This window comes from Marinomonas sp. CT5 (assembly GCF_018336975.1).
In the GTDB taxonomy this organism is placed as follows: domain Bacteria; phylum Pseudomonadota; class Gammaproteobacteria; order Pseudomonadales; family Marinomonadaceae; genus Marinomonas.
The window spans coordinates 1304242-1327087 of the sequence record NZ_CP025572.1; the positions used below are offsets into that span (position 1 = coordinate 1304242).

Genomic DNA, 22846 nt, shown 5'->3' on the forward strand with positions numbered 1-22846 from the left:
ATTGTATTTCTGTCTTCTTTTAAAGTGTTTATTCATACACAAAGCATTTTTTATCACTTAATTGGCACGCTTTAAAAGGAGAATATTATGTTAATCATCAGCTTGCTCGTTGGTCTTCAGCAAAGTGTTACACGCTTTGCAACACGTAGAGCGTTGGCAAAATTAACACCGCAACAAATGTTGGATATTGGTATGACAGAAGAGCGCAGACGCGAGGAATTGTCGCAAGCTAATCTGTTTGGGTGGGCACGTGATTTGATGTTACTTATGAGAAACAGCGGTAGGTCGTTATGATGGATGCCTCTTTTTTCTTAGCGCTAGCTATGTTTGCCTTTGTGACCTCAGTGACCTCAGTGACCTCAGTGACCTCAGTGACCTCAGTGACCTCAGTGACACCAGGGCCTAATAATATTATGTTATTGGCATCGGGTGCACAGTTTGGCTACCGTAAAACCTTACCCCATATGTTTGGTATTGTGTTTGGGATATCTAGCCTTTTGCTGTCTACCTTACTGGGTCTTGGTGCATTATTTACTCTTTATCCGCCGTTATACCAAGTCTTGGAGTGGGTGGGCTGTGCTTATTTGTTGTGGTTAGCATGGAAGATCGGCAGTGCACCAGTAGGCAATTTAGACACTCAAAAAGCACCTTTGTCGCCGATGCGTTGGTGGCAAGCCTTGCTGTTTCAATATGTGAATCCGAAAGCATGGATGATGGCCGTAGGCTGTGTCAGTACCTTTGCTATGGCTGGTGATTTGTACACTCAGTCTGGTTTTTGGATCATGGTATTATTTGCTGTGATGGGATTTCCTGCTATTTCAATTTGGGCATGGGCTGGTGTGAGTATTCGTCATTGGTTAACAGATCAGAAGCGTCAACGACTCTTTAATCTTTGTATGGGGTTGGCTACGGCATCGACCTTATTATTGATTATTGGTCATTAAATGCTAATAAAGGAAAATTGCTGTGACAGATGAACTAGATAAGAGCAAAAGTGAGTGGAGTATTTATATGATAAAAACTCGCTTGAATACGCTTTATACTGGTATCAGCACCGATGTTGAGCGCCGTTTTAAAGAGCACTCTGGTGGAAGTAAGCGAGGGGCTCGTTATTTGAAGGGGAAAGGGCCTCTTGAATTAGTTTGGCACCAGACCGTAGGCTCAAAGAGCGATGCATTAGTTCTGGAATATAAGGTAAAAAAGTTGAGCCGCCAGCAAAAACTCAGTCTTATAACCGGAGCATTAGATTTAGCATTATTAAGTCAGTGATGATGGCGTAAAAAGCGATGTTATAAGTCGCAATATAAGCTTGTCTTTCCCGTCGATCATTCGTAGCATGTCGTATATTCCGTGATGATTATCACTAGGGGGCAAGAAGCTATGATCAGTCATTTTGACCACATTGTTTTGACGGTGGCAAATATCGACAAAGCCGTGTCTTTTTATGAAACCGTGCTAAAAATGGAACCCATTACGTTTGCTAATGGTCGTAAAGCTCTTCGCTTTGGTCAGCAAAAGATTAACCTTCAATTATTAGGACAAGAACTGCGTAATCATGCAATGGAAGGTTCTGGCGATTTATGCCTAATTACCACTTGGACCATGGAGGACGTCATTGAGCACCTTAAAAGTTGTAAGGTGAATATTCTCGAAGGCCCTGTGACCAAGTCTGGAGCACTGGGGCCAATCCAATCCGTGTATTTCAATGACCCTGATAATAACCTCATTGAAGTAAGCGTCTACGAAGAAAATGCCTCTAACAGTGAGTTAGAAGCTGACTAACCGCTTCTAAAACGGATAAATAACGCCGTTCTTCGTAAACCCCAAACCCATTTAGTTGCCTGGCTTTTATTTTGGTCAAAATAGGTTGCGTTAAACCCGTTAAATAGCGTGTTACCAAGACAGCTGAGAGTGGTGTGGTTGGGCTCTTGCTACTAAGATGCTGTGCGAATTCTTGAACATATTCTGCTAAACCTTGCCAATTTTCCTGACTGCTATCCTCATTTACTGTTTGAGTAAACGTCAGTACGTTACCACGACATACTGAGCAATGACCGCAGTTCTCTGGTGATTGTTGATCCCCAAAATAGCGCGCTAAGTTATGATTTAAACAGCGATCTAACTGGAAGAAGCGAATCATGGTGGCGATTCGTTCTACTTCGGCTGTTTGTTTTTCTTCTACATATTGATGCAGTTGCTCAGCTAATACTTGGTGATGAAAGTGCTCTGGGTGGACTTGATAGACTTCAGTTAAGCCTTTGCTTTCTAGTGTTAGTACATTGTGATCAGCCGCGAACTCTAAGACTTGTAACACGTCTCCGCGTGATAACCCCGCTTCGTTGAACAGCTTGTCAAAGTCAGGTGTGCCCCAGATTTTCTTATATTGAATGCCTTTAAGAATCGCGTGGTATGCGGCTTGCCATTCGCTCGGCACTTGGCTCGCAAAAGCGTTTCTATCGCCTTCCCATTTGATTTTAACATCCGCGTAATAACTGTATTTGGGAGTGATAGCGTCTAATAACTCCAGCTGTACCAATAGCGTTTTTAATGGCAAAGTGCGAATGTTGGTGAGGTTGGAAAGCCCGTAAAGTTGCGTTTCCCATTCGTTGCCAAGGGTTTCTTCTGTGATAGTGCGAAGCAAACACTCTATGTCCTGTGGCTCTGGCGTGTCCCCATAAACAAAGTTTTCTAGAGTACTTAGGCCTTCAAGGTTAGCGAGTAAAACGCAGCGGCTTGGTTGATTATCTCGTCCAGCGCGGCCAATTTCTTGGCTGTAGTTTTCTATGGATTTGGGTAGATCAAAGTGTACGACTAAACGAATATCAGACTTATCGATTCCCATACCAAAGGCTATTGTTGCGACGATAATGCGAGTTTTGCTAGCCATGAAATCGGCTTGGATGGCACTTCGGACATCACTGTTTAACCCTGCATGATAGGCAACAGCAGAGTGGCCACTTGCTTGCAATGCTTGGGCAATTTCCTCGGCTGTTTTCTGCTGAGTCACATAAACGATACTGGCACCTTGGGTTTCGCCCAATATCTTGTTCAACGCACTGAGCTTTTCATGACGCTGAACAGGGATCAAATCAATATCTAGGTTGGCTCGATAAAACCCCGTTTGCACGATATGTTCAGGGTAAATGGCAAATTTTTGTGCCATGTCGCGTTGTACTCGACGGGTGGCTGTGGCGGTTAACAGCAATACTAATGGAATAGCCAGTTCTTGCTGGTAAAAGGGCAGTTTCAAATAGTCGGGCCTAAAATTATGACCCCATTCGGAAATACAATGAGCTTCGTCGACCACTAACATAGAGATTGGGACGCGTTTGATAAAGCGTCGAAAGCGTTCATTTTTAAAGCGCTCAACCGAGATCATTAAGATCTTAATATCACCATTTTGTACGCCAGACATGACGGCTTGGCTTTCATCTTTACTCTGGCTGGAATCTAAACACGCCGCGGGAATGCCTTTTGCGGTTAGAAATGCCAACTGATCGTGCATCAACGCAATTAATGGCGATATGACGAGGGTTAAATTTGGTAACTGAGTCGCAGTGAATTGGTAACATAACGATTTACCCGAGCCTGTTGGGAAAACTGCCAGTGAGGACTGGCCGGATAACAGCTGTTCAATGGTTTGTTTTTGACCTTCACGAAATTCACTGAAACCAAATAGGGAATGAAGCGAGTGCTCTAATGATGATGTCTCTATCGATGTCATCGTGAAATTTGTCCCCATTCCAATTCGCAGTTCTTCAACTCGTTTAAGTGGTTAAGCCAATAATCTTCACTGCCAAACCAAGCAAAGGCTTTGGTAAATGCTGGGTCATGCCAACGGCTTTGTAGCCATGCGGCATAATTAATAACGCGTACACACTTGAAGACATCAACCAAATCCAACTCACGGTTTTCAAAAGGCAAGTAAGCTTCGTAGCCTTCGATGATTTCGCTTAGTTGCTGTCTAGGGTTTTCTGTCTGGGTAATATGCAGCCACAAATCTTGTACTGCTACACCATTCTGGCAATCATCAAAATCCAGCAAGTGAAATTGCCCATTGTGTAGCATCAAGTTACTGCGATGGCTGTCCCCATGAATAGGGCGCAGTTGTGAGGGCCAATAGCGCTTGATACTGGCCTCACATTTATCTCTCAGTATTTGGATTTGTTTCTTGTAGGTGGCTTTGAGTTTTTCGGGCAGTTGCAAGTCGTTTGCCAGCTCAGTTTGTCCAAATAATGTATGTCCAGACAAAATGAGATTGGCGGCTTCGTCCATTTGTGACAAAGGGCTGACGTTAATGCGTTTTTCAAATGGTGTGGTAGATAGGTTTTGGTGAAGCTGGCCAATGAGTTCGCCAATTTGATACAGCTGGTCGAGGTTGTCCGCTTCTGGGTGCTGTCCTACTAATCTTGGTGACAAGCAAAAAAACATCTCGTTATGTCGAAACAAGGTTTCACCATTGAAGGTTAATGGGGCAACAACGGGAACACCAGCTTCTTCAAGCTTTGCTAGAGTTTGGTGTTCTTCACGAATTTGCGCTTCGTTCCAGCGTTCAGGGCGGTAAAACTTGGCGATAACGGGCGTTCCGTCTTCAATACCAATTTGATAAACCCGGTTTTCGTAACTGTTCAATGGGTATATGCGAGAGTCACTCCATAAACCCGTGGACTCCACAGCATCTAAAATGACATCAGGAAGAAGAGATGAAAAAGAGTGAGTAGCCGACATAATGGATGCTCTGATTGTCAATAATAAAAAGGGTAGGGTGTGAGTTCGTCACACCAAGATAAATATGTGGGTGACCATAACGATGTGAAGGGATTATAGCAAGCCGAGGCGTTTTTTCAGTGTATAAGTTTGAGCTTCAGTTAATTGGGTTGCTTCTCCAGATTTCATTAGTTGTTGCCATTGCATCCAAGATCTAATGGCCTCAGATTTATTTTTATTGGCTAAGTAATGCTGTATTTCAACTCGATAAGAGTTCGACATTGCTATGGGGTTGGTTTTCCCAAAAGAGCGAAGGCGATAAAGAATACGTTTAAATTTGTCGTTAATTTTTATGTTGTCTGGTTCAATTATTAGCAAGTTTGTTAAGCACTTTAAGTAGTCGTAATAGTAATCAACTTTTTCATGGCTGGTTTCTCGAGTTAATCGAATCAGTCGAGCGTAAGCATGCTCTGCTGTTGTCCAGTCTTTCATGTGCATACTTAACTGTGCCAATTTAAGTACGCGATCAGAAGAGCGTGGAGATGCTTTTAGAACATCTAGTATTGTTGCTTGAGCCTCTTCAAGGTTCCCCAAGTCTTCATAAGCGTCGGCAAGTAAATCATAGGCCGATAAAAAGTGACGGCTTAAATCAATAGTGTGCTCCAGTTTCTTTATGGCAGCCACGACTGTCCCAAGTTTTAACTCACACAATGCAATACCAAAGTGTGCCCATGCGAGTTTTTCGTTTTTTTGTATTATGCGTGCATAGTGAGCTTTTGCGTCTTTGTATTTACCACGAGCGTATAAAGATTCACCGATTGTTTTTAAACATAAGTTTGCAAAGTGCGGATATTGCTTCATGACGGCTTTAGAGAGCACTTCCATTTTTTCATAATCGTTTTCTTTTCGAGCATTGTTTATTTCTTCAAAGACTTTTTTTTGTTTTTTGACGCGCTCAAAACGTCGAAAAAAAGCGTTAGGAGGGAAAGGCTTAACGAGGTAACTATCTGGTTGAAATTCTAAGGCGCTGACTACCCTTTCATAGGATGTATCGGCGGTAATCATAATAAAAATATTTGAGTAGTCTTGCGAGTAGGTTTTGCGTGAGGCTTCGAGTATTTGCTGACCATCAACACTGCCACCAAGATTGTAATCAGATAGCACGACATCATACTGTGTTTCTAAAATCCTCTTAAGAGCCGATTGACCAGAAGATTCTACATCGACATTGGTATAGCCCATGGAGGTAACTAAAGATTTTAGCATCGAACGCATTTCACCGAGATCTTCGATGATCAAAACACGTTTTTTACTTAAGTTACTAAACTCTTGTTGAGTATCGTTTGTAGCTTCAACACCAAGAGTGATTGCATCTGTCAAAGTAAGACCATCTCAAATACGGCTAATGATTGTGCATTTATAACATGGAAATATTTTAAAAAGTGAAAGGAATCGTTATTTATGGTTAAGGAAGATGTGAACAAGTTCTTTTGCCTCAGTATGTGGATAAAAGCCTGTTATTAGAGGTGAGTGGCGAATGTGAATGGTGGTTCTATTTTTTGAGGTGCTCAACAAAGAACACAGGCTTTTAGAGTAGGCCTGCGAGGCTTTCAGAGTCTCGCCTTATTTGACGATTTCTCTGAAAGATTGAGGTTTAGTCGACTGATCCACATCTTCCTTCGCGTTTTATTAAGTGAAAACTAAAGAAGACCTAATTTTTTCTTAATAGTTATTTCTTGAGCATTTGAGATAGGGGATGCTCTTCCAGACTCAATGAGATGTTTCCATTGTTTCCACGATTTTATGGCGTCCCCAAGTCGATCTCTATATAAATGTTGTTGTACTTCGACACGGAATGAATTGGTCACGACAATAGGCTTGTCTTTGCCTAAAATACGTAACCGAAATAATGAGCGCTTTATTTTTTCAGTATTTTTTATGTCGTGTTCTTGGTGTTGTATCATGGATGTTAAGCATTTGAGATGATCGTAATAGAATTCGACTTTTTCTTGATTCGTCTCTTTAGTTAAACGGATGATACGAGAGTAGGCTTGTTCAGCTGTTTTCCAGTCTTTTATTTTCTCGCTTATTTGTCCCAATCTTTTGGATCTTTCAATAGACCGAGGAGACACTTCCAAAGCGTCTTTCATGGCTGCTTGTGCGCCTTCTGGATTATCTAGCTCTTCATGGGCATCGGCAAGAGCATCGTATGCGGATAAGAAATGTCTACTTAAAGAGATGGTTTTTTCTAGATTATCGACAGCGGCGAGTGGGTGATCAAGTTTTAATTCGCATTGTGCAAGACCAAAGTAGGCCCAAGCTAAATTGTGGTGATTTTTTATTACTTTGAGATAATGTTTTTTCGCTGACTTATAAGCTCCTCGTAAAAATAATGACTCACCAATCACCTTTAAGCATAAGCTACTGTATTGTGGGTATTGTTTTTCAATCGCCTGTGCTTGGGTTTCCATGGCCTCATAATTGGAGTCTTTACGATTTTTATTGATGTCGGAAAATACCTTTTTTTGCAGTTTTACACGATTAAAACGACGTTGAAAGGCTGCTGGGGTAAAAGGTTTTACTAGGTAGCTATCAGGTTGATATTCCAAAACGCTTACGACACTTTCATAAGCTGTATCAGCAGTGATCATGATAAAAATAGTAGAGTGATCTGATGTGTTACTTTTCCGTGAAGCTTCTAGAATTTGTTGTCCATCAACAGAACCACCAAGATTGAAATCCGAGAGGATGATATCGTAATGCCTGTCTAATACTTGTCTAAGAGCGTTTTGGCCAGAAGGCTCTACTTCAATATTTGTATAGCCTAGTGCGATCATCATTGACCTAAGCATTTGACGCATTTCGCTCATATCTTCAACGATGAGTACGCGTTTACGGGCAAGTGTTGAAACTGTTTTTTTAGTGTTTTCCTTTGTTGTAAATACATCAGTCATGGCTTTTGCCTCTGTGCACTTTCTTTTTGTTTACACAATTTAACAAAATATTACACATAAGTTTGTTATTCGCAACATAAAAATACTTAAAAGTACCTTTGAGTTACCTTTTTAAAACACTAAGAATAAGGCGGACAGCGTCTAATTTAGGCGTTCTTACATAGCTGAGATGGGGGTTGGTGCACTAATGCCATTATATTGTTACGGGTACAAGAAAAAGTTTTTAATAAGGGGGAAGATACAAGGGCTATATTGGAATGGATAACAACGAATCTTAGATAGATTTAAGGGATAGATTAGACTTGCAGCCGAACCTATCCCTAGATATGAAGGTAGCTAGAATTAAAAAAGTGCCAGTTTTTTCTTAATTGTATGTTCTTGCTCTAAGGTTAAAGGTGAGGCTTTACCAGAATCGATTAGTTTTTTCCATTCCTTCCAAGATTTGATGGCATCTTTCACTCTTTCTCGATTAAGGTGGTATTGAACTTCAATCCGAAAAGAGTTGGTGATGACGACAGGGTCATCCCTTCCTAGCATGCGTAACCTTGTTAGAGAGCGTTCTAGTTTTTCAGTTACTTGAGGAGCATTTTCGGTGCTTTCTTGAAGGGCAATCAGACACTTTAAATGTTCGTAATAATATTCTATTTTTTCATGTTGAGTATCTTTGGTTAAACGAATGACTCTTAAATAAGCTTGCTCTGCTACTTTCCAATCCTTCAACTGAACGCTCAGTTTTCCTAGTCTCTTTGCTCTTCCTAAAGATCTAGGTGTTACGTCTAAGCTTGCCATTATGGTCTTTTGAGCACCTTTGAAATCTTTTAATTTTTCTTGTGTGTTAGCCAAGGTGTCATACGCTGGCAAAAAATGTCGAGTGAGACTGATGGTTTTTTCTAAGCTTTTAACAGCCTCTAAAGGTTGTTTTAAGTTTATGTCACATTCAGCGATGCCGAAATGGGCCCAAGATATGTCAGGGTTATTTTTTAGTACTCGAAGATAATGTATTTTAGCCGCTTTAAATTCCTTTCGAGATATTAACGCTTCGCCAATTGCTTTTAAACATAAGCTGCTGTATTGAGGGTGTTCAGCCATAACTTCTCTGGCTTTACTTTCCATTATCTCAAAATTCATTTTGGCGCGATGTTCATCTACTTCAGAGAAAATGCTTTTTTGTCGTTTAATACGACTAAGTCGACGACTAAGAGTGGCGGGGGTAAAAGGTTTAACTAAATAGCTATCTGGTCGATGTTCTATTGCACTCACTACGCTGTCAAAGCCAGTGTCGGCGGTAATCATAATAAAAATAGTTGAGTGATCTAGAAAGTTATTTCTTCTTGATGTCTCTAAAATTTGTTGACCATTAATACGACCACCAAGGTTGTAATCTGAAAGAATAAGGTCAAATCGTTTTGCCGCTATACGTTTTAATGCACTTTGACCTGAGCCCTCTACTTCTATATTGGAGTAGCCTAGAGAATGCATCATTGACCTGAGCATTAAGCGCATTTCATTCATATCATCAATGATTAGTACAGATTTTTTCTTTAAATCCTCCGTTGATACCTGATCATTCCCCTTGGTCGTATATGTGTCTGTCATTCGTCGACTTTCCTTAGTGCGCGTGTTCCCATAAAAAACACACAAAATTACAAAAAATTACATTTGGCGTTTTATATCACGACTAGAAGCTTATCTTCTAGTACTTTTGACTGATTTTGTTATCAGGATGTAATAAATAAGATATTATATATAATTACTCATATCTATTATATTTATTTTTTATATCTTAGTTTTTTGACTACCCACAGTCCGTGTTGTTAGCTCATTCAATGATTAGTAAGCAAACTAAATGCAAAAAAATTTTCTCGATCTACTTATAGTTGCTTAAGGCATTGTCTTTAGAATGCTTTGGCGCTTTATTTTTTAATCAGTGCTTGCGGCGTTCTGGCTCAACCATAATAAGGAGAATTGCAAAGCTAAAGGGGTGGGAAATCATGGTGTCTATTTTTATATCGAGCGTTGGCTGATTGTGTCTACGGCTTTTAATTTTTATTTTGTGTAGCGGGTCTAGTTACTAGAATTCCTTAGAACATTTAACTTATTGCAAACTTCGTCAGCCCTGCTATGCGACTTTAGTCTTACACTTTCTATTTTGTATTGACCTTAAGCTTGCATAGTTAAACACTGAAAAAAATAATAATTAAAGGGTAGGAAAGAGCAATGATGTATTTCCAGTTAAGTGGTTCTCTTGGGCTTATTTTGCTTTTCAGTGTTGGCTACATACAAGGTGCAGTCCCTAAGGCTTACGCTGTAATGGGTATTTTACTATGTGTTTTTTTACTAGTGCTACAATTTGTTCGAAAAAAACCCACGAATACTGTAAAAAATGTCGATATTAAGGAGGGGAAGCAGACTTTTTCTGACGTGAGTAAGACAGTGACACGTGCCACGTCAAAAATGGCAATGGGGGCCGCTGAAGTATCTTACTTTGTAGATACCTTAAATAAAGACATTCACCATACTCATGATGACAGTGAGCAAATTACGCAATCAGTTAAAACGCTATCTAGTACAGGGTTAACTTTGTCGACTCATTTAGGCCAGTTGACTCGCACTATGAGTGAAACGGCACAGGCTAGCCTTACTTCTCAAGCCGCGCTTTCAAAAAGCACCGATCAAATTCATCAATTGACTGATAAAGTACAGACTGCAAGTGAACAATTGGCTCTGTTAACCAAAAGTGCTGATGAAATCGATACGATAACCGAGGTTATAAAAGGGGTTTCTGAGCAAACTAATTTATTAGCTTTAAATGCTGCCATTGAGGCTGCTCGTGCTGGAGAGCAAGGTCGCGGTTTTGCTGTTGTTGCTGATGAGGTGAGGGCATTGGCTGCGAAAAGTGCTGATGCTTCAGAACAAATTTCAAGCCTATTAACTCAGGTACGCCTTAATAGTGAGTTAACTAATCGTGAGATGTCATTTTTGAGGGACTTAACCGAGTCTCTTTCAAGTACATTATTGGGAGAAACGCAACGCTTTATTTCTTTAACCGAAGAAGTACAAAATGCCTCATCCGTTTTATCAGAGGTTGAAAGTGCTGGAGAAGAATTAGGGGCGGCCAGCACACAGATTAATGGCTCTATTTCACGAATCAGTGATTCTTTGCAAGATATTTCTTTACGCAGTGATCATCTGTCAAAAGAAGCCGCGGGTTTAAGTAATGGTGCTGAAGTTGTTTTCAGAGAATTAGATAAAGTGGATACTTCGCTTTTCTTTTCTGAGCTACTTGATGAAGCAAAAGAGTCGGCAAAGGCCATTGGGCAACTCTTTGAAGACGCAATTATCAAAGGTGAGTTGACTGAACAAGCTGTATTCTCTAGAGACTATCAAGCAATCAATAATACCAATCCACAAAAATACAGTACTTCCTATGATTCCTTTAGTGATCGTGTTTTCCCGATTGTTCAAGAGGCGGTTCTGGAAAAATATGAGCAGGTTATGTTTGCGGGTGCTGTTGATGTAAATGGCTATTTTCCGACACATAATAAAAAATTCAGTCAGCCATTAACTGGAGACTATGAAACAGATCTAGTGAATAATCGAAGCAAGCGAATCTTTAATGATCCCACTGGTAGTCGATGTGGTGCCCATACGGAGAGTTTCTTGTTGCAGACCTATAAACGAGATACAGGGGAAATTCTTCATGACCTTTCTGTGCCTATTTTTGTTAATGGTAAGCATTGGGGAGGCTTCCGGATGGGGTTCAAATCAGACGCTTAATGATCATTCAACCACACGACCGTAATCTCTACTTGGTATTTACCCACTTACGATTAACACTATGCGGTATAGTGACTGAGATTATTATTGTGTGGTGTCGTAGCAGATGAACAATTCGGGAAGTACTCTAAAAACACTAATGCCTTTTTTGCGTCCATATCGTCGTCATATGGTGTTTGCCTTAATCGCCTTGGTGATAACCGCAGGGACTATGTTGAGCTTGGGTAAGGGAGTGCAACTGCTTATCGACCAAGGTTTGGCCTCTGGTTCAGAAGCCGGGCTAACACAGGCTTTAATGATATTTATAGGCTTGGTTTTTTTATTGGGAGTTGGCAGTTTTTGTCGTTTTTATCTGGTGTCATGGATAGGGGAGCGCGTGGTGGCCGACATTCGCCAAGCAGTCTTCGCCCATTTACTAACCTTGTCTCCTTCCTTTTTTGAAGACAACTCGCCAAGTGAAATTCAATCTCGTATCACCTCCGACACCACTCTTTTACAAAGTGTCATTGGGTCTTCTTTATCGATCGCCTTGCGCAGTAGCTTAATGCTTATTGGTGGCATTTTATTCCTCTTGGTCATGCATTTTAAACTCACTCTTATTTTGCTGACCTGCGTGCCTTTTGTGATTGTACCCGTGGTGTATTTTGGTCGGCGAGTTCGGCGGTTATCTCGTACTAGCCAAGATGAAGTGGCTAATGTAGGACGGTATTTGTCTCAAGCGTTACGTCATATCAAAGTAGTGCAAGCTTTCACCCATGAACAACATGATACGCAGCGTTTTTCAGCCACGGTTGATCGTGCTTTTGAGGTCAGCGTAAAACGCATTCAGCAGCGCTCTTGGTTAACTCTGATGGTGATTTTACTGTCTATGAGCGGCATAGGTGTGATGCTGTGGTTTGGTGGTAAAGATGTTATCTCTGGTGCTATTAGCGCTGGAGATTTAGCAAGCTTCTTATTTTATTCGGTTATCGTTGCTGGTGCAGTGGGAGCGATTTCCGAAGTGATGGGCGAGTTGCAGCGCGCTGCGGGTGCGGCAGAACGTATTATGGAGTTATTGAGCGCCAAAAGTGCGGTGGTGAGTGGCTCTAAGGCGTTTCCTTCTATGGGTTTATCTGAAATACCTCAAGAGGAAGACATCATAAAGTTTGATCATCTAGAGTTCCGTTATCCGACAAGGCCAGATCATGCCGCATTAAAGAATCTTTCTTTTTCGATCAAACAGGGAGAGATGCTGGCTTTGGTTGGGCCATCGGGAGCCGGTAAATCGACTTTGTTTGAATTGTTGCTGCGTTTTTATGACCCTCAACAAGGTGGTATTTATCTGGCGGGAGAAAATATTAAAGCGTACTCCTTAGACGATCTGCGTCAGCACTTTGCTCTGGTGCCACAAGAAACCGTTCTCTTTGATCAAACCGTTTACGACAATTTGGGTTATGCCAACCGTAATGCCAGCAAAGAATCCATTCAGTACGCGGCGGAACAAGCCAATGCTCATGAATTTATTATGCGTTTAGACCAAGGGTACGAAACGCGCTTGGGTGAAGATGGTGTTCGACTCTCAGGTGGGCAAAGGCAGCGTGTTGCCATTGCTCGGGCGATATTAAAAGACGCCCCCATTTTATTATTAGATGAAGCCACCAGTGCGCTCGATGCAGAAAGCGAAAATAAGGTTCAAGCCGCGCTGGAACCTTTGATGAAAGGCAGAACCACCTTGGTGATTGCCCATCGCTTGGCTACGGTTCTGAATGCGGATCGGATTATCGTTATGGATCAAGGGGAAATTATCGCTCAAGGCACACACAGTGAATTGCTCGAATCGTGCGCCTTGTATAAACGATTAGCCGACTTGCAGTTCAATCAAGGCGACGATGTTTTGGCTTTTTAATACTTAGCAATAAACACACCGCGATAGGCGCAATGCAGCAGGTTTTCTTTGATAGACAGGCCTGGGGTTTGATAAAGCGTCTCAAGCTTGTCGATGTCTTCCGGGAAGGGAACATCAAGTTGAGCGTCATCACTATAAAAGACCAACCAGAAACGATTGGATAGATCGGCTGACGCTAAGGTTAAAGCAATGAAATGTCTGTTGTCCTCGGCCCAATCTTCGCTTGTCATTGGTTCACTTTGTTCATTGAGCCAATGAATTTTATCTGATGAGGTGTGTTGGTAAAGAGGATCGTCTTCTAGGCGAATTTCACCCAGAATCGGATACGTTTTGCGCAGCGACATGAGTGTGGCTATGGCGTCCTGTAATGCATCTCTAGCATGGCGGGTTGTTGAATCCAGCGCTTGCCATGTTTGCCATGTAATTTCGTTATCTTGGCAGTAAGCATTGTTATTGCCTTGTTGGCTATGAGACAGCTCATCGCCCCCTAAAATATGTGGCGTGCCTTGGCTTAATAATAAGGTTGCCATAAAACACAGTTGCTGATTTAAGCGTTGCTGCTGTATTGCTTGGTCGTCGGTTTCGCCTTCAGCACCAAAGTTTTGGCTGATATTGTCGCCATGGCCATCACGGTTTTCTTCCATGTTAGCCAGATTGTGGCGATGGTGATAAGACACCAGATCTCTCATTGTATAACCATCATGGTAGGTGATGTAGTTCACCGAATTGAGCGCGCTTTTATGACCTTTGTGAAAGCAGTCTCTAGATCCCATTAAACGAGTAGCAAATTCTGGCACTAGGCCTTTATCGCCACGCCAAAAACGGCGAACGGTGTCTCGGTATTTGTCGTTGCACTCTAGAAACCCTCTTGGGAATTGCCCCACTTGATAGCCGTTTGGACCTATGTCCCAAGGCTCCATAACGAGGCATGTTTCGCTTAGCACAGGGTCTTGCAAGATGGCTTGCAGTAAGGGGGCTTTGGCGGTGAAATCGTGATCGGTGCGACCAAGGTCGACGCCAAGATCAAAACGAAAACCATCCACGCCCATGACTTCCACCCAATAGCGCATACTGTCGCAAATAAGACGAATGCTCGTGGGGTTATAGGTGTCCACACAGTTACCACAGCCCGTGTAGTTTAAATACTGGCCATCTTGATGGCGATAGTAGCGTGCATTGTCTAAGCCGCGGTAACACACGCTGGATTGATCTATCTCGCTTTCTGCTGTGTGGTTATAAACAACGTCTAGAATGACCTCAAAGCCAGCTTGGCGAAGCCCGTCTATCATCTGTTGAAATTCTGAAACGGCGTCTTTTATGGCGTAAGAAGGCTCAACGGCAAAAAAGCTAATGGGGTTGTAGCCCCAATAATTGCTTAATTCTAATTGTTGTAGATGTCTCTCTGTCATAAAGCTAAAACAAGGCATTAGCTGAATGGTTGTGATGTTTAGGCTTTTTAAATGCTCGATACCTGGCGCAGAAATAACACCAAGATAGGTGCCTTGCAGTACGTCTTCAATAGGCAGGTTTTTACTGAAACCTTTGACATGCAATTCATACAGAGCACGGCTTGAAGGGGCGACCTTCGCTCTAGCTGGACGATCAGATCTTGCTGTGACAGTTCGGACGATCGATTTAGGCACGCAGTAGGCCGAATCCGCTGGGTGAGGCTGGCCTTCTTTGGTGATTGCGGCTTGGTCTTCATGCCAAACCAGTTTGCAGCTTAACTCTTTGGCATAAGGATCAATGAGCAGTTTTTGCTCGTTATAGAGCCGCTGTTTTTTGGGCTCAAACTTGCCCTTGGCTCTAAGGCCATAATGTTGACCCTCTTTTAGACCAAGTACTTCCATGTACCAAATGCCCTTACTTTTATTAATAAAGGGCAAAGGTTCTTGCTCGTTTCCTTCTTGGTCAAAAAGGCATAAATACAGCTGACTGGCATTTTCAGCAACGACTGCGAAATTGACACCATTTTCGGTCACGCTAGCGCCTAGAGGAAAAGGAGAGCCATTGGAGATTTGTTGCGCTTGGTTCATTTTTACCTCTAGTTGCTATTGTCAGTGCTTTGTTTTGTATTTATCTGAGAACCTTAAGGTTCACCCAACCATTTTAATAATACGCCTGCAAGCGGTGGTACTTGCAGCTCTATACTTTGCTCTCGCCCATGGCTTATAACCGCTTGAGTATCATATTCTTTGATTTGAGCATAATCGCTGCCTGAATAGTTCGCTTCATCTGTGTTCATGATGACTTGATAGCGACCGGTTTTAGGAACACCAATACGATAGTTGCCATGAGGTGTTGGGGTGAAATTGATAACCGCCACCGTATGATCCGAACTTTCCTTAGCCTTACGAACAAAGGCAAGAATGCTGTTTGCACTATCATCATAGCTTATCCATTCAAAACCAAGGTGAGAATGGTCAAAATGAAGGCTCACTTCATTTTGGTAGAGGTTGTTCAAATCTTTTGACAGGTTTTGTTGTGCTTTGTGGAAATCGATATCTAGCAAATGCCAATCGAGGGAACGTTCATGGCTCCATTCTTGCCCTTGAGCGAATTCATTGCCCATGAAGTTGAGTTTTTTGCCAGGATGAAAATACATATAGGCTGAAAATGCACGTAGATTGGCGAATTTTTGCCAAGCATCACCGGGCATTTTGGTGATCATTGAACCTTTACCATGTACTACTTCATCATGAGAGATGGGCAAAACAAATTGTTCGTCAAAGGCGTACACCATACTAAAGCTAAGCTCACCTTGATGATGCTGACGATAGATTGGATCTTTTTTTATGTAGGCGAGGGAGTCATTCATCCACCCCATATTCCATTTGAAACCAAAGCCCAAACCATTCATGTAGGTTGGTTTTGAAACACCGGGGAAGGCGGTAGACTCTTCGGCTACGGTAAAGCAGCGAGGATGATTTAAATAGACGGTTTCATTCAAACGGCGCAAGAAATCAATGGCTTCGTAGTTATGATTGCCACCATCTTTGTTAGGAATCCATTCACCGTCTTCACGGGAATAATCCAAATACAACATCGAGGCCACGGCATCCACACGCAAACCATCGATGTGGAATTCTTCTAGCCAATATACGGCATTACTGATCAGGTAATTAACAACATGATCTTTGCCAAAATCATAGATTAGCGAGTTCCATTCTGGGTGCCAGCCTTTTTTAGGGTCTGGGTATTCGTATTGCTTAGAACCATCAAAGTTCGCCAAACCATGACTGTCAGCAGGGAAGTGGGCGGGAACCCAATCCATAATCACCCCAATATTAGCTTGATGAAGTGCATCGACAAGGGCTTTGAAATCTTCAGGTGTGCCAAATCGAGACGTTACTGCATACAAGCCAACTGGCTGATAGCCCCAAGAACCATCAAATGGATATTCGGTAATAGGTAATAATTCAACGTGTGTGTAACCCATTTCTTGAACATAAGGCACCAATTGATCTTTCAATTCAAGGTAGGTCAGCGGTTGGTTGTCGTCTTTGCGTCGCCATGAGCCAATGTGCAACTCATAAATGCTCATGGGCTTTTCGTAGATGTCTTCAATGGGGCGGTTTACCCACGCCTTATCTTGCCAACTATGTTTATTATCAAAGCAGGTCACACTGGCAAAGGATGGATATTGTTCAATACGTTGGGCATATGGATCGCTACGATGAGGTAGGATTTCTCCCGAACTTGCCCGAATTTCAAATTTATAACGTGCGCCGTGGTTCACATCAGGAATAAACAGTCGCCAAATACCATCACCGTTGCTCGACATAGGGTGAATACGACCATCCCAAGCATTAAAGTCACCAACGACAGATACGGATCTTGCTGCAGGAGCATAAACCGCAAATCGAGTGCCTTGAATAGTCAGTTGATCATTTACCTTAGCACCAGCACGAATCGCGCCTTGGCTTTTATATAGGCTAGCTTGGTGATGTTCTGGGTCGACAAACGTGGTAGTCGGAAACTGATAGGGATCGACCTGAGTATAAGTGCTCTTATCTTTATATGTAATTTCAAGACGATAATGAAAGCGTGTGTCTTTCTTTGGCCATTCTGCGTAAAACAACCCCTTGTCATTGGTTTCGTTCATTACGGCAAGCTCTTTGTCAGAGTCTATGGCTAAGACTCGAACAGAGATTGCTTCAGGTTGCCATACAAGTAATGACAAACCTTTCTTAGAAGGGGATGTTTGAAGTCCTAAACAGCCAAATGGGTCTGAACAATGGGCATTCAGCACATCATTAATTAGGGCGTTTTTTATAAGATCCATTCACTTCTCCAGCAAAGGTAAGTGTTAACTTGTTGAATGTTGGTGCTGATGGCTATGAAATTTACTCACGGCCCAACGCAAATATTGATTGACTTTGTTCGGTGTAATTTGGGCAAACTCGTCTAATGCCGCTTCCGCCCAGCTGCCCTCTGGGTGTTCTGCAAGATGTTGTTTTGCATGATCTAAGGCAGCTTGGGAAACTAACACGGGTAAGTTGATTTCCTGTTCAAATTTACAGTTTTTGTGCTGCTGACAGAATTGTATAAAAGCATACAAACCTTCAAAAATAAGACTTTTATACCAGCTTGGATGAATATCTGATGTTAAGGTTTCAATCAGCAAAGCAAAGGTGTCTTCACCTGGTGTCATGGAGCTAAGCGCACGCCTACAATCAAGCGCAGTATTACTTTGTAAATCACCAAATACTATAGTGTTAGCATGACTTAAACTTCCCCACAGCTGCAGTAACATAGATTCAGGAAGCTTAGTGATCATACCCTGCTCAGAACGCCAGTCAAACCAGTCGACATCTTTCATCTTACTTTGTTGCGCATCGCTACTGTGGTGATAGCGCATATTATTCGCAACATGTGCGTATTCTTCATGCTTTTGTTGTAACACCTGAGTGAGTGCTTCGTATAGTTCACTAGGGGAAACCTTAGAAAGGGTATCAAAAACAGGCGCATCGTCTTCAAGGGCGAATTGGCGAGCACATAGCATCGCCAAATTATGAATACGAATGGTACGAACCCCAGAGAAAAACTCAGGGTGTACTTTTATGAGAGTCCCAGCAATAGCAATTAATTCATGACAAATGACTAAGCCAATGGGGGATGAGGACGCCTCTCGCAACATGTCTAATATCACATCTTGATGTAGCGGCGAACGAATGTCGACTTCCGTTTCGGGCGTTTCTCCAATCACTAATAAACGCTGGCGGACGGTAATGTCAGCAATATAAGTCGCAAGATCTGTTGAGGGCTTTAAAATCAATGAATACAACAGTCGAGCAGGGCGCCAGTTTTCAGACAGTAAGGCTTGAAGGTATACACTATTTAAGACTTTATAAGCGGTAATAGCAGGAGAAGAATTAGGAATAGTATTCATTAAGGCTCGACGTGCACCAAGCTCCATTAAATAAGCCACGGCTTGATTGAGACTGGGGTTCTCTGCGAGACGAATTAACAGAGTATCCGTGTCTAAGGATTTAATGTCGGCTTCGTTGTAAGCGTTTGGCTTGTCTGTTAAAGGCCAGTTTTTCTCATGCGCAGGGAGTTTAATTTCCAGCTGTTTGTAATCAAGAGAGTTAATGATAATGGCGCGTCGGTTGCCTGACTTGAACGCATTTTTTGCTGACTGAGGAATAACACGGAACTCTTCATGTTCACGTTTTTGCAGTAAGCGTATGAACTCAAATAGCTCATCGCTGCCTTTCATATCGCTCATAGCTTCATCAATAAAAATGCTGAACACCGCATTGGCTTGGTAATACCAGTAATCTGCGATAGTTTTAAGCTCGTTACGAATGTGCGCTTGGAATAGAACAGGATCAATTTTTCGGTAATCCTTGTCTTCATTTTGAATCCAAGATAAACACAAATAACTTTCGTCATTAATACTAAATGCTTGCGAGGTAGCTAAACTATTTAATGCTCGATTTGGTCGACCCGTTAGCCCCAGTGCTTCAGATTCTCCCAAATGTCGATAGATATCGACTAATTGATCTGCGCTGATGGCTTTTATTGGTGCAATGTCTTCAAGAGTTTGGCAGAGGCAGCCTGCATTTGATAACTTTTGTTTGACCTTGTCATTCTGTGCCAAGATGACCATGGATGTGGTGGCTTTGTTGGGTTTGTGTTGGATGCGATGCAAACCTAATGGATCCAGATCATCAGTTGTAATCAGTTCCTCATCAATCATTTTCCCAACCAAAAACAAACTTTGCGCCCATACCAATGGCAGGTTGTCATTAGGAACTCGCTTTTGGGAACCAGGGTTTTCTTTTTCGGCCAAAATATTTTCTTGTGGTACGTAATAAAGTTCTGGTAGTAACATTTGACCATCTTTTTCGACCATCAATGATTCTAATTTATGGCGATAAAAGTTAGCGCTTTCCCAGTCTCTGGCAAATAAGCGATCTATATAAAGGTAAGTGAAAAACAAAGGCCATTCTGACTCGATGTGTTCAAAGTTAATTAACTCGTCGTATTCGTAATAAATCCGACTTTGATCCTCAAGTTCAGATTGGTGTCCATCCAATAAAAAACGCTTACAGCCGTATTCGCCACCAAGTTTATTGATGATTTCTTTACGCGTGCGACGAGTTAGTTTTTCGTCATTCACAGCAAAAGCTGGAAAACCAATGATACTAAGGATGGCACTGTCGACTTCTTTTGAACGTGATTCTTTTGGCAATAAGGATTGCAGGACCGAGCCTGCACGAGCTACAGCATCAGCAAAAGAATGAACAACAGCCCATTCGGGACCGTCCTCACCAAATAAATTCAATCCATCCATGGCTTCCATGGCGGCTTTTGCCATACCGACAGAACTGGCATTTATTTCCGCTTTACCGTTATTTACCTTGTTTCCTCGCTCCCAAATTCCGTAGTCAGGTGTGCGATAGGTGCGAGAAATATAATAAATCAGGTTTTGTATGAAGTTGAATTCATCACGAGAAAAGATCAGTTTACTGCCCGCTTTGGTCATTTGCGCCAACATCAATAAATAAAAACTGGTGGCATCGATTTGTAGATGTCCCCACGCATCGTCAGCAACGGCTTCTAAACCTGTTTTTGTGTCATATTTCGCGTGAAGGGCGTCTTTGGGATCTAGACTGTGTTTAAAAGCTTCAACCTTGTGAGATTGACGCATCATGGCGAACAACAAGCCGCGCATCATTTTGATACAGGAGAACTCCAGTTCATTGGCACGTTTTTGTGGGTTAGAAGCACGCTTATAGGCGAGATGCAAAGCCCAAACTGCTTGAATACTGTACACATTGTCTCGAACCCACGCGTCAGTGTAGTTGCCGTGGTTGTTAATGCTGGTGCTAGCAGGGAATAGCCCGGTTACTGGATGTTGGCGGGATAAAATAACCGCTTGGATATGTTGATAAAGAGAATCTAGCTTATCTTGCGTATCAGACGCCATGTTCGATCCTTTATAAAACGCTGCTGTTTAAAGACCTATATCTTAATTCAAACCTAATACTTATTAAGTTTGAAACCACTATACCCAAACATAATGTGACTCACCAAGAAGATAAAGTGGTAAAGAAACTTCTTTTTCACTTAATTTTTTTAAATGTGAGTATTTCTATCAAATCAGCATTTTATGCACAAAATATGAGCAAAAAATATCGCTTAAGTGAAGTATAAGCTGCTTTTTTGAGCATTTGATGACGAACTGAAAAGTGATCAAAAAGAACTAAAGAAACTCTGTTTTCTACAGAATTTCTTTATGAGAGTTTGTTGTAGAGAAAGGCTAGGTGCTGAATTGATGAACTAGCTGACGTAATTGGCTCGCACACTCTTCTAAGTTGTTTACTGACGTTTGAATATCTGTAGAGTTATGGTTGGTTTCTTCACAGATGCTAGCGATATTTTCTAATGTCTCATTAACGGTTTGTGAAGATTCAAATTGGCGATCGGCTGCACCACTAATATTGCTATTGAGTTTAGATATAGACACAACACCATCGGCAATTTGCGTGAATGTTTGTCCTGCTTGAGAGGTTTGTTCCGCTCCTTGATTTGCCGTATTTCGCGCAGACTCCATTACTTCGACTGTATCGAGAGTTTGTTGGGTGAGTTGATCGATCAGGCCACCAATTTCTGTCGCCGCTAGTTGTGAACGTTGTGCCAACTGGCGTACTTCATCCGCGACGACGGCAAAGCCTCTACCTTGCTCTCCAGCTCGGGCGGCTTCAATGGCGGCATTTAGTGCAAGCAGATTCGTTTGATCTGCTACCTCAGTGATAATACCCAGTCTATCGCTAATATGCGTAACATCTTCACGTAATTGCTGAATTTGTTTAGCGGCTTCGCCAACTTCCACTGACAGTCGCTGAATATCTTGGTTAGCTTTATCCATTACTCCAAGGCCTTGTTTGGAGTGTTGGCCTAATTCTTGTGTGGTGTTATTAGCTTGTTCGGCAATGGCAAGCGTATCTTCAACCGAGGCCATTACACCTTGCATGAGCTCCGTTGCTTTACTTGTGTTGGATAGCTGTCTGGCAACGCCTTGGGCTGTTTTTGTGGTTGAGTTGTTCGTTTGCTCTACGATGCTGTCTAAGGTTTCACTAGAATGGCTAACATTGCGTACGATAGATTGGAAGTCATTCATCATGCTATTAAAAGCACGGGCCATGTCTCCCATTTCGTCTAGTCCATTGAATTCCACACGTTGAGTTAAGTCGCCAGAGTGTTGAACTGAAGTCATGGTTTTACACAATGATGTAACCCGACTGGTTACCAAGTGGATAATATAAAGTGCTGAGCCTCCAACTAAGACAGTTAGTAGCCCAACGACAATAGCATAATCCACAAGAGCGTTTAGAAAGAAGCTGATTACCTCATCCATAGAGGCGGTGGCGATAATGGTGATATTCCAAGGGTTGAATGTTGATGCGCTGGCGATCATTCGATGGCTGCTGCCATCATCGCTTTGATAATTAAACTCAATTGTCTGATAGGTTTTTTTCGTATTTTCAGTTTGACTATCACTGAGTGCGGCCACTAATGGTGAAGGAGGCGTATTCTTCTTATAATTTGTTGGTGAATTGAGTAAAGTGTGACTGTTTTTGTTTACAATCCAGAGGCTCTGCTGATCGCCATATTTGAATTCTGATAATAGTGCAATACCTTGTTGTTTGGCCTGTTCCGGGCTCAGTTTACCGGACTCTTGTTGTTTATAAATAGGGGCAAGGGTGGTGTTGACTATGTCTAAAATATCTTGTGTTCTATCTTTTCGTGCATCCACATGGCTGTTAAATAATGAGGTTAAGGAGACGAGAATAAGAGCCGCGGTACCCATCGACATCAGACCAATAATAGCCCATAACTTGTAACGAATTTTAATGTCATTAATGCGGTTGAGCATGTCATCTCCATTAGTTCTATGTGAAGTTACTTGTCGTAAAGTAGAGTCGAAGTTAATTTTTTTGCTTACCAATATGTTTTTTAATAAACATTTTTTATAGCAAGTAATGCTGGGCCGTTTTTTACTCTAGAAAAC

At 42.0% G+C, this 22846-nt stretch carries 15 protein-coding genes; 6 read left to right on the top strand and 9 right to left on the bottom strand.

Annotated features, from left to right (window positions below; translation table 11 throughout):
- Window positions 1-87 precede the first annotated feature (87 nt).
- The 4 genes from C0J08_RS06160 to C0J08_RS06175 all read left to right on the top strand — a co-directional run bounded on the left by C0J08_RS06160 (window position 88) and on the right by C0J08_RS06175 (window position 1782).
- Window positions 88-294, top strand: coding sequence for a hypothetical protein (locus C0J08_RS06160; protein WP_212655227.1), 207 nt, complete (start codon window positions 88-90; stop codon window positions 292-294).
- On the top strand, window positions 291-944 hold the full coding sequence (locus C0J08_RS06165) for a LysE family translocator (protein WP_249344533.1): 654 nt from the start codon (window positions 291-293) through the stop codon (window positions 942-944). The genes C0J08_RS06160 and C0J08_RS06165 overlap by 4 nt, the downstream gene beginning before the upstream one ends.
- 22 nt (window positions 945-966) lie before the next feature.
- Entirely contained in the window at window positions 967-1269 is a 303-nt protein-coding gene (locus tag C0J08_RS06170; RefSeq protein WP_349304784.1) for a GIY-YIG nuclease family protein, read from the top strand.
- Between the two features lie 111 nt (window positions 1270-1380).
- The gene (locus C0J08_RS06175) at window positions 1381-1782 is read left to right on the top strand and encodes a VOC family protein (RefSeq protein ID WP_212655228.1); all 402 of its coding nucleotides are present in this window, start codon (window positions 1381-1383) and stop codon (window positions 1780-1782) included.
- Here the strand turns inward: C0J08_RS06175 and C0J08_RS06180 are convergent.
- The 5 genes from C0J08_RS06180 to C0J08_RS06200 form a co-directional block, all read right to left on the bottom strand.
- Entirely contained in the window at window positions 1757-3724 is a 1968-nt protein-coding gene (locus C0J08_RS06180; protein ID WP_212655229.1) for a RecQ family ATP-dependent DNA helicase, read from the bottom strand. The genes C0J08_RS06175 and C0J08_RS06180 overlap by 26 nt on opposite strands.
- Complete coding sequence (locus tag C0J08_RS06185) at window positions 3721-4728, bottom strand: serine/threonine protein kinase (RefSeq protein ID WP_212655230.1); 1008 nt, start codon at window positions 4726-4728, stop codon at window positions 3721-3723. Before C0J08_RS06185 ends, C0J08_RS06180 begins: the two co-directional genes overlap by 4 nt.
- A 93-nt stretch (window positions 4729-4821) precedes the next feature.
- The gene (locus C0J08_RS06190; protein ID WP_212655231.1) at window positions 4822-6087 is read right to left on the bottom strand and encodes a response regulator; all 1266 of its coding nucleotides are present in this window, start codon (window positions 6085-6087) and stop codon (window positions 4822-4824) included.
- A 320-nt stretch (window positions 6088-6407) separates the two neighbouring features.
- The gene (locus C0J08_RS06195) at window positions 6408-7661 is read right to left on the bottom strand and encodes a response regulator (RefSeq protein WP_212655232.1); all 1254 of its coding nucleotides are present in this window, start codon (window positions 7659-7661) and stop codon (window positions 6408-6410) included.
- Between the two features lie 342 nt (window positions 7662-8003).
- Window positions 8004-9257 (bottom strand): response regulator, encoded by a 1254-nt coding sequence (locus tag C0J08_RS06200; RefSeq protein ID WP_212655233.1) that lies wholly within the window; start codon window positions 9255-9257, stop codon window positions 8004-8006.
- Between the two features lie 621 nt (window positions 9258-9878).
- Between C0J08_RS06200 and C0J08_RS06205 the strand changes: the two genes are divergently transcribed.
- Entirely contained in the window at window positions 9879-11438 is a 1560-nt protein-coding gene (locus C0J08_RS06205) for a methyl-accepting chemotaxis protein (RefSeq protein WP_212655234.1), read from the top strand.
- 106 nt (window positions 11439-11544) lie between these two features.
- Window positions 11545-13323: an ABC transporter transmembrane domain-containing protein gene (locus tag C0J08_RS06210; protein ID WP_212655235.1), complete on the top strand. Its 1779-nt coding sequence runs from the start codon at window positions 11545-11547 to the stop codon at window positions 13321-13323.
- On the opposite strand, the gene glgX is transcribed toward C0J08_RS06210, so the two are convergent.
- From glgX to C0J08_RS06230, 4 genes are all read right to left on the bottom strand, one after another.
- Window positions 13320-15359: a glycogen debranching protein GlgX gene (glgX, locus tag C0J08_RS06215; RefSeq protein WP_212655236.1), complete on the bottom strand. Its 2040-nt coding sequence runs from the start codon at window positions 15357-15359 to the stop codon at window positions 13320-13322. The genes C0J08_RS06210 and glgX overlap by 4 nt on opposite strands.
- A gap of 53 nt (window positions 15360-15412) precedes the next feature.
- Window positions 15413-17608, bottom strand: a complete 2196-nt coding sequence (gene glgB / locus C0J08_RS06220) for a 1,4-alpha-glucan branching protein GlgB (RefSeq protein ID WP_212655237.1) — start codon at window positions 17606-17608, stop codon at window positions 15413-15415.
- A 24-nt stretch (window positions 17609-17632) separates the two neighbouring features.
- Window positions 17633-20761 (bottom strand): phosphorylase b kinase regulatory subunit alpha/beta, encoded by a 3129-nt coding sequence (locus tag C0J08_RS06225; RefSeq protein WP_212655238.1) that lies wholly within the window; start codon window positions 20759-20761, stop codon window positions 17633-17635.
- 333 nt (window positions 20762-21094) lie between these two features.
- Window positions 21095-22711, bottom strand: coding sequence for a methyl-accepting chemotaxis protein (locus C0J08_RS06230; protein ID WP_212655239.1), 1617 nt, complete (start codon window positions 22709-22711; stop codon window positions 21095-21097).
- Window positions 22712-22846 lie beyond the last annotated feature (135 nt).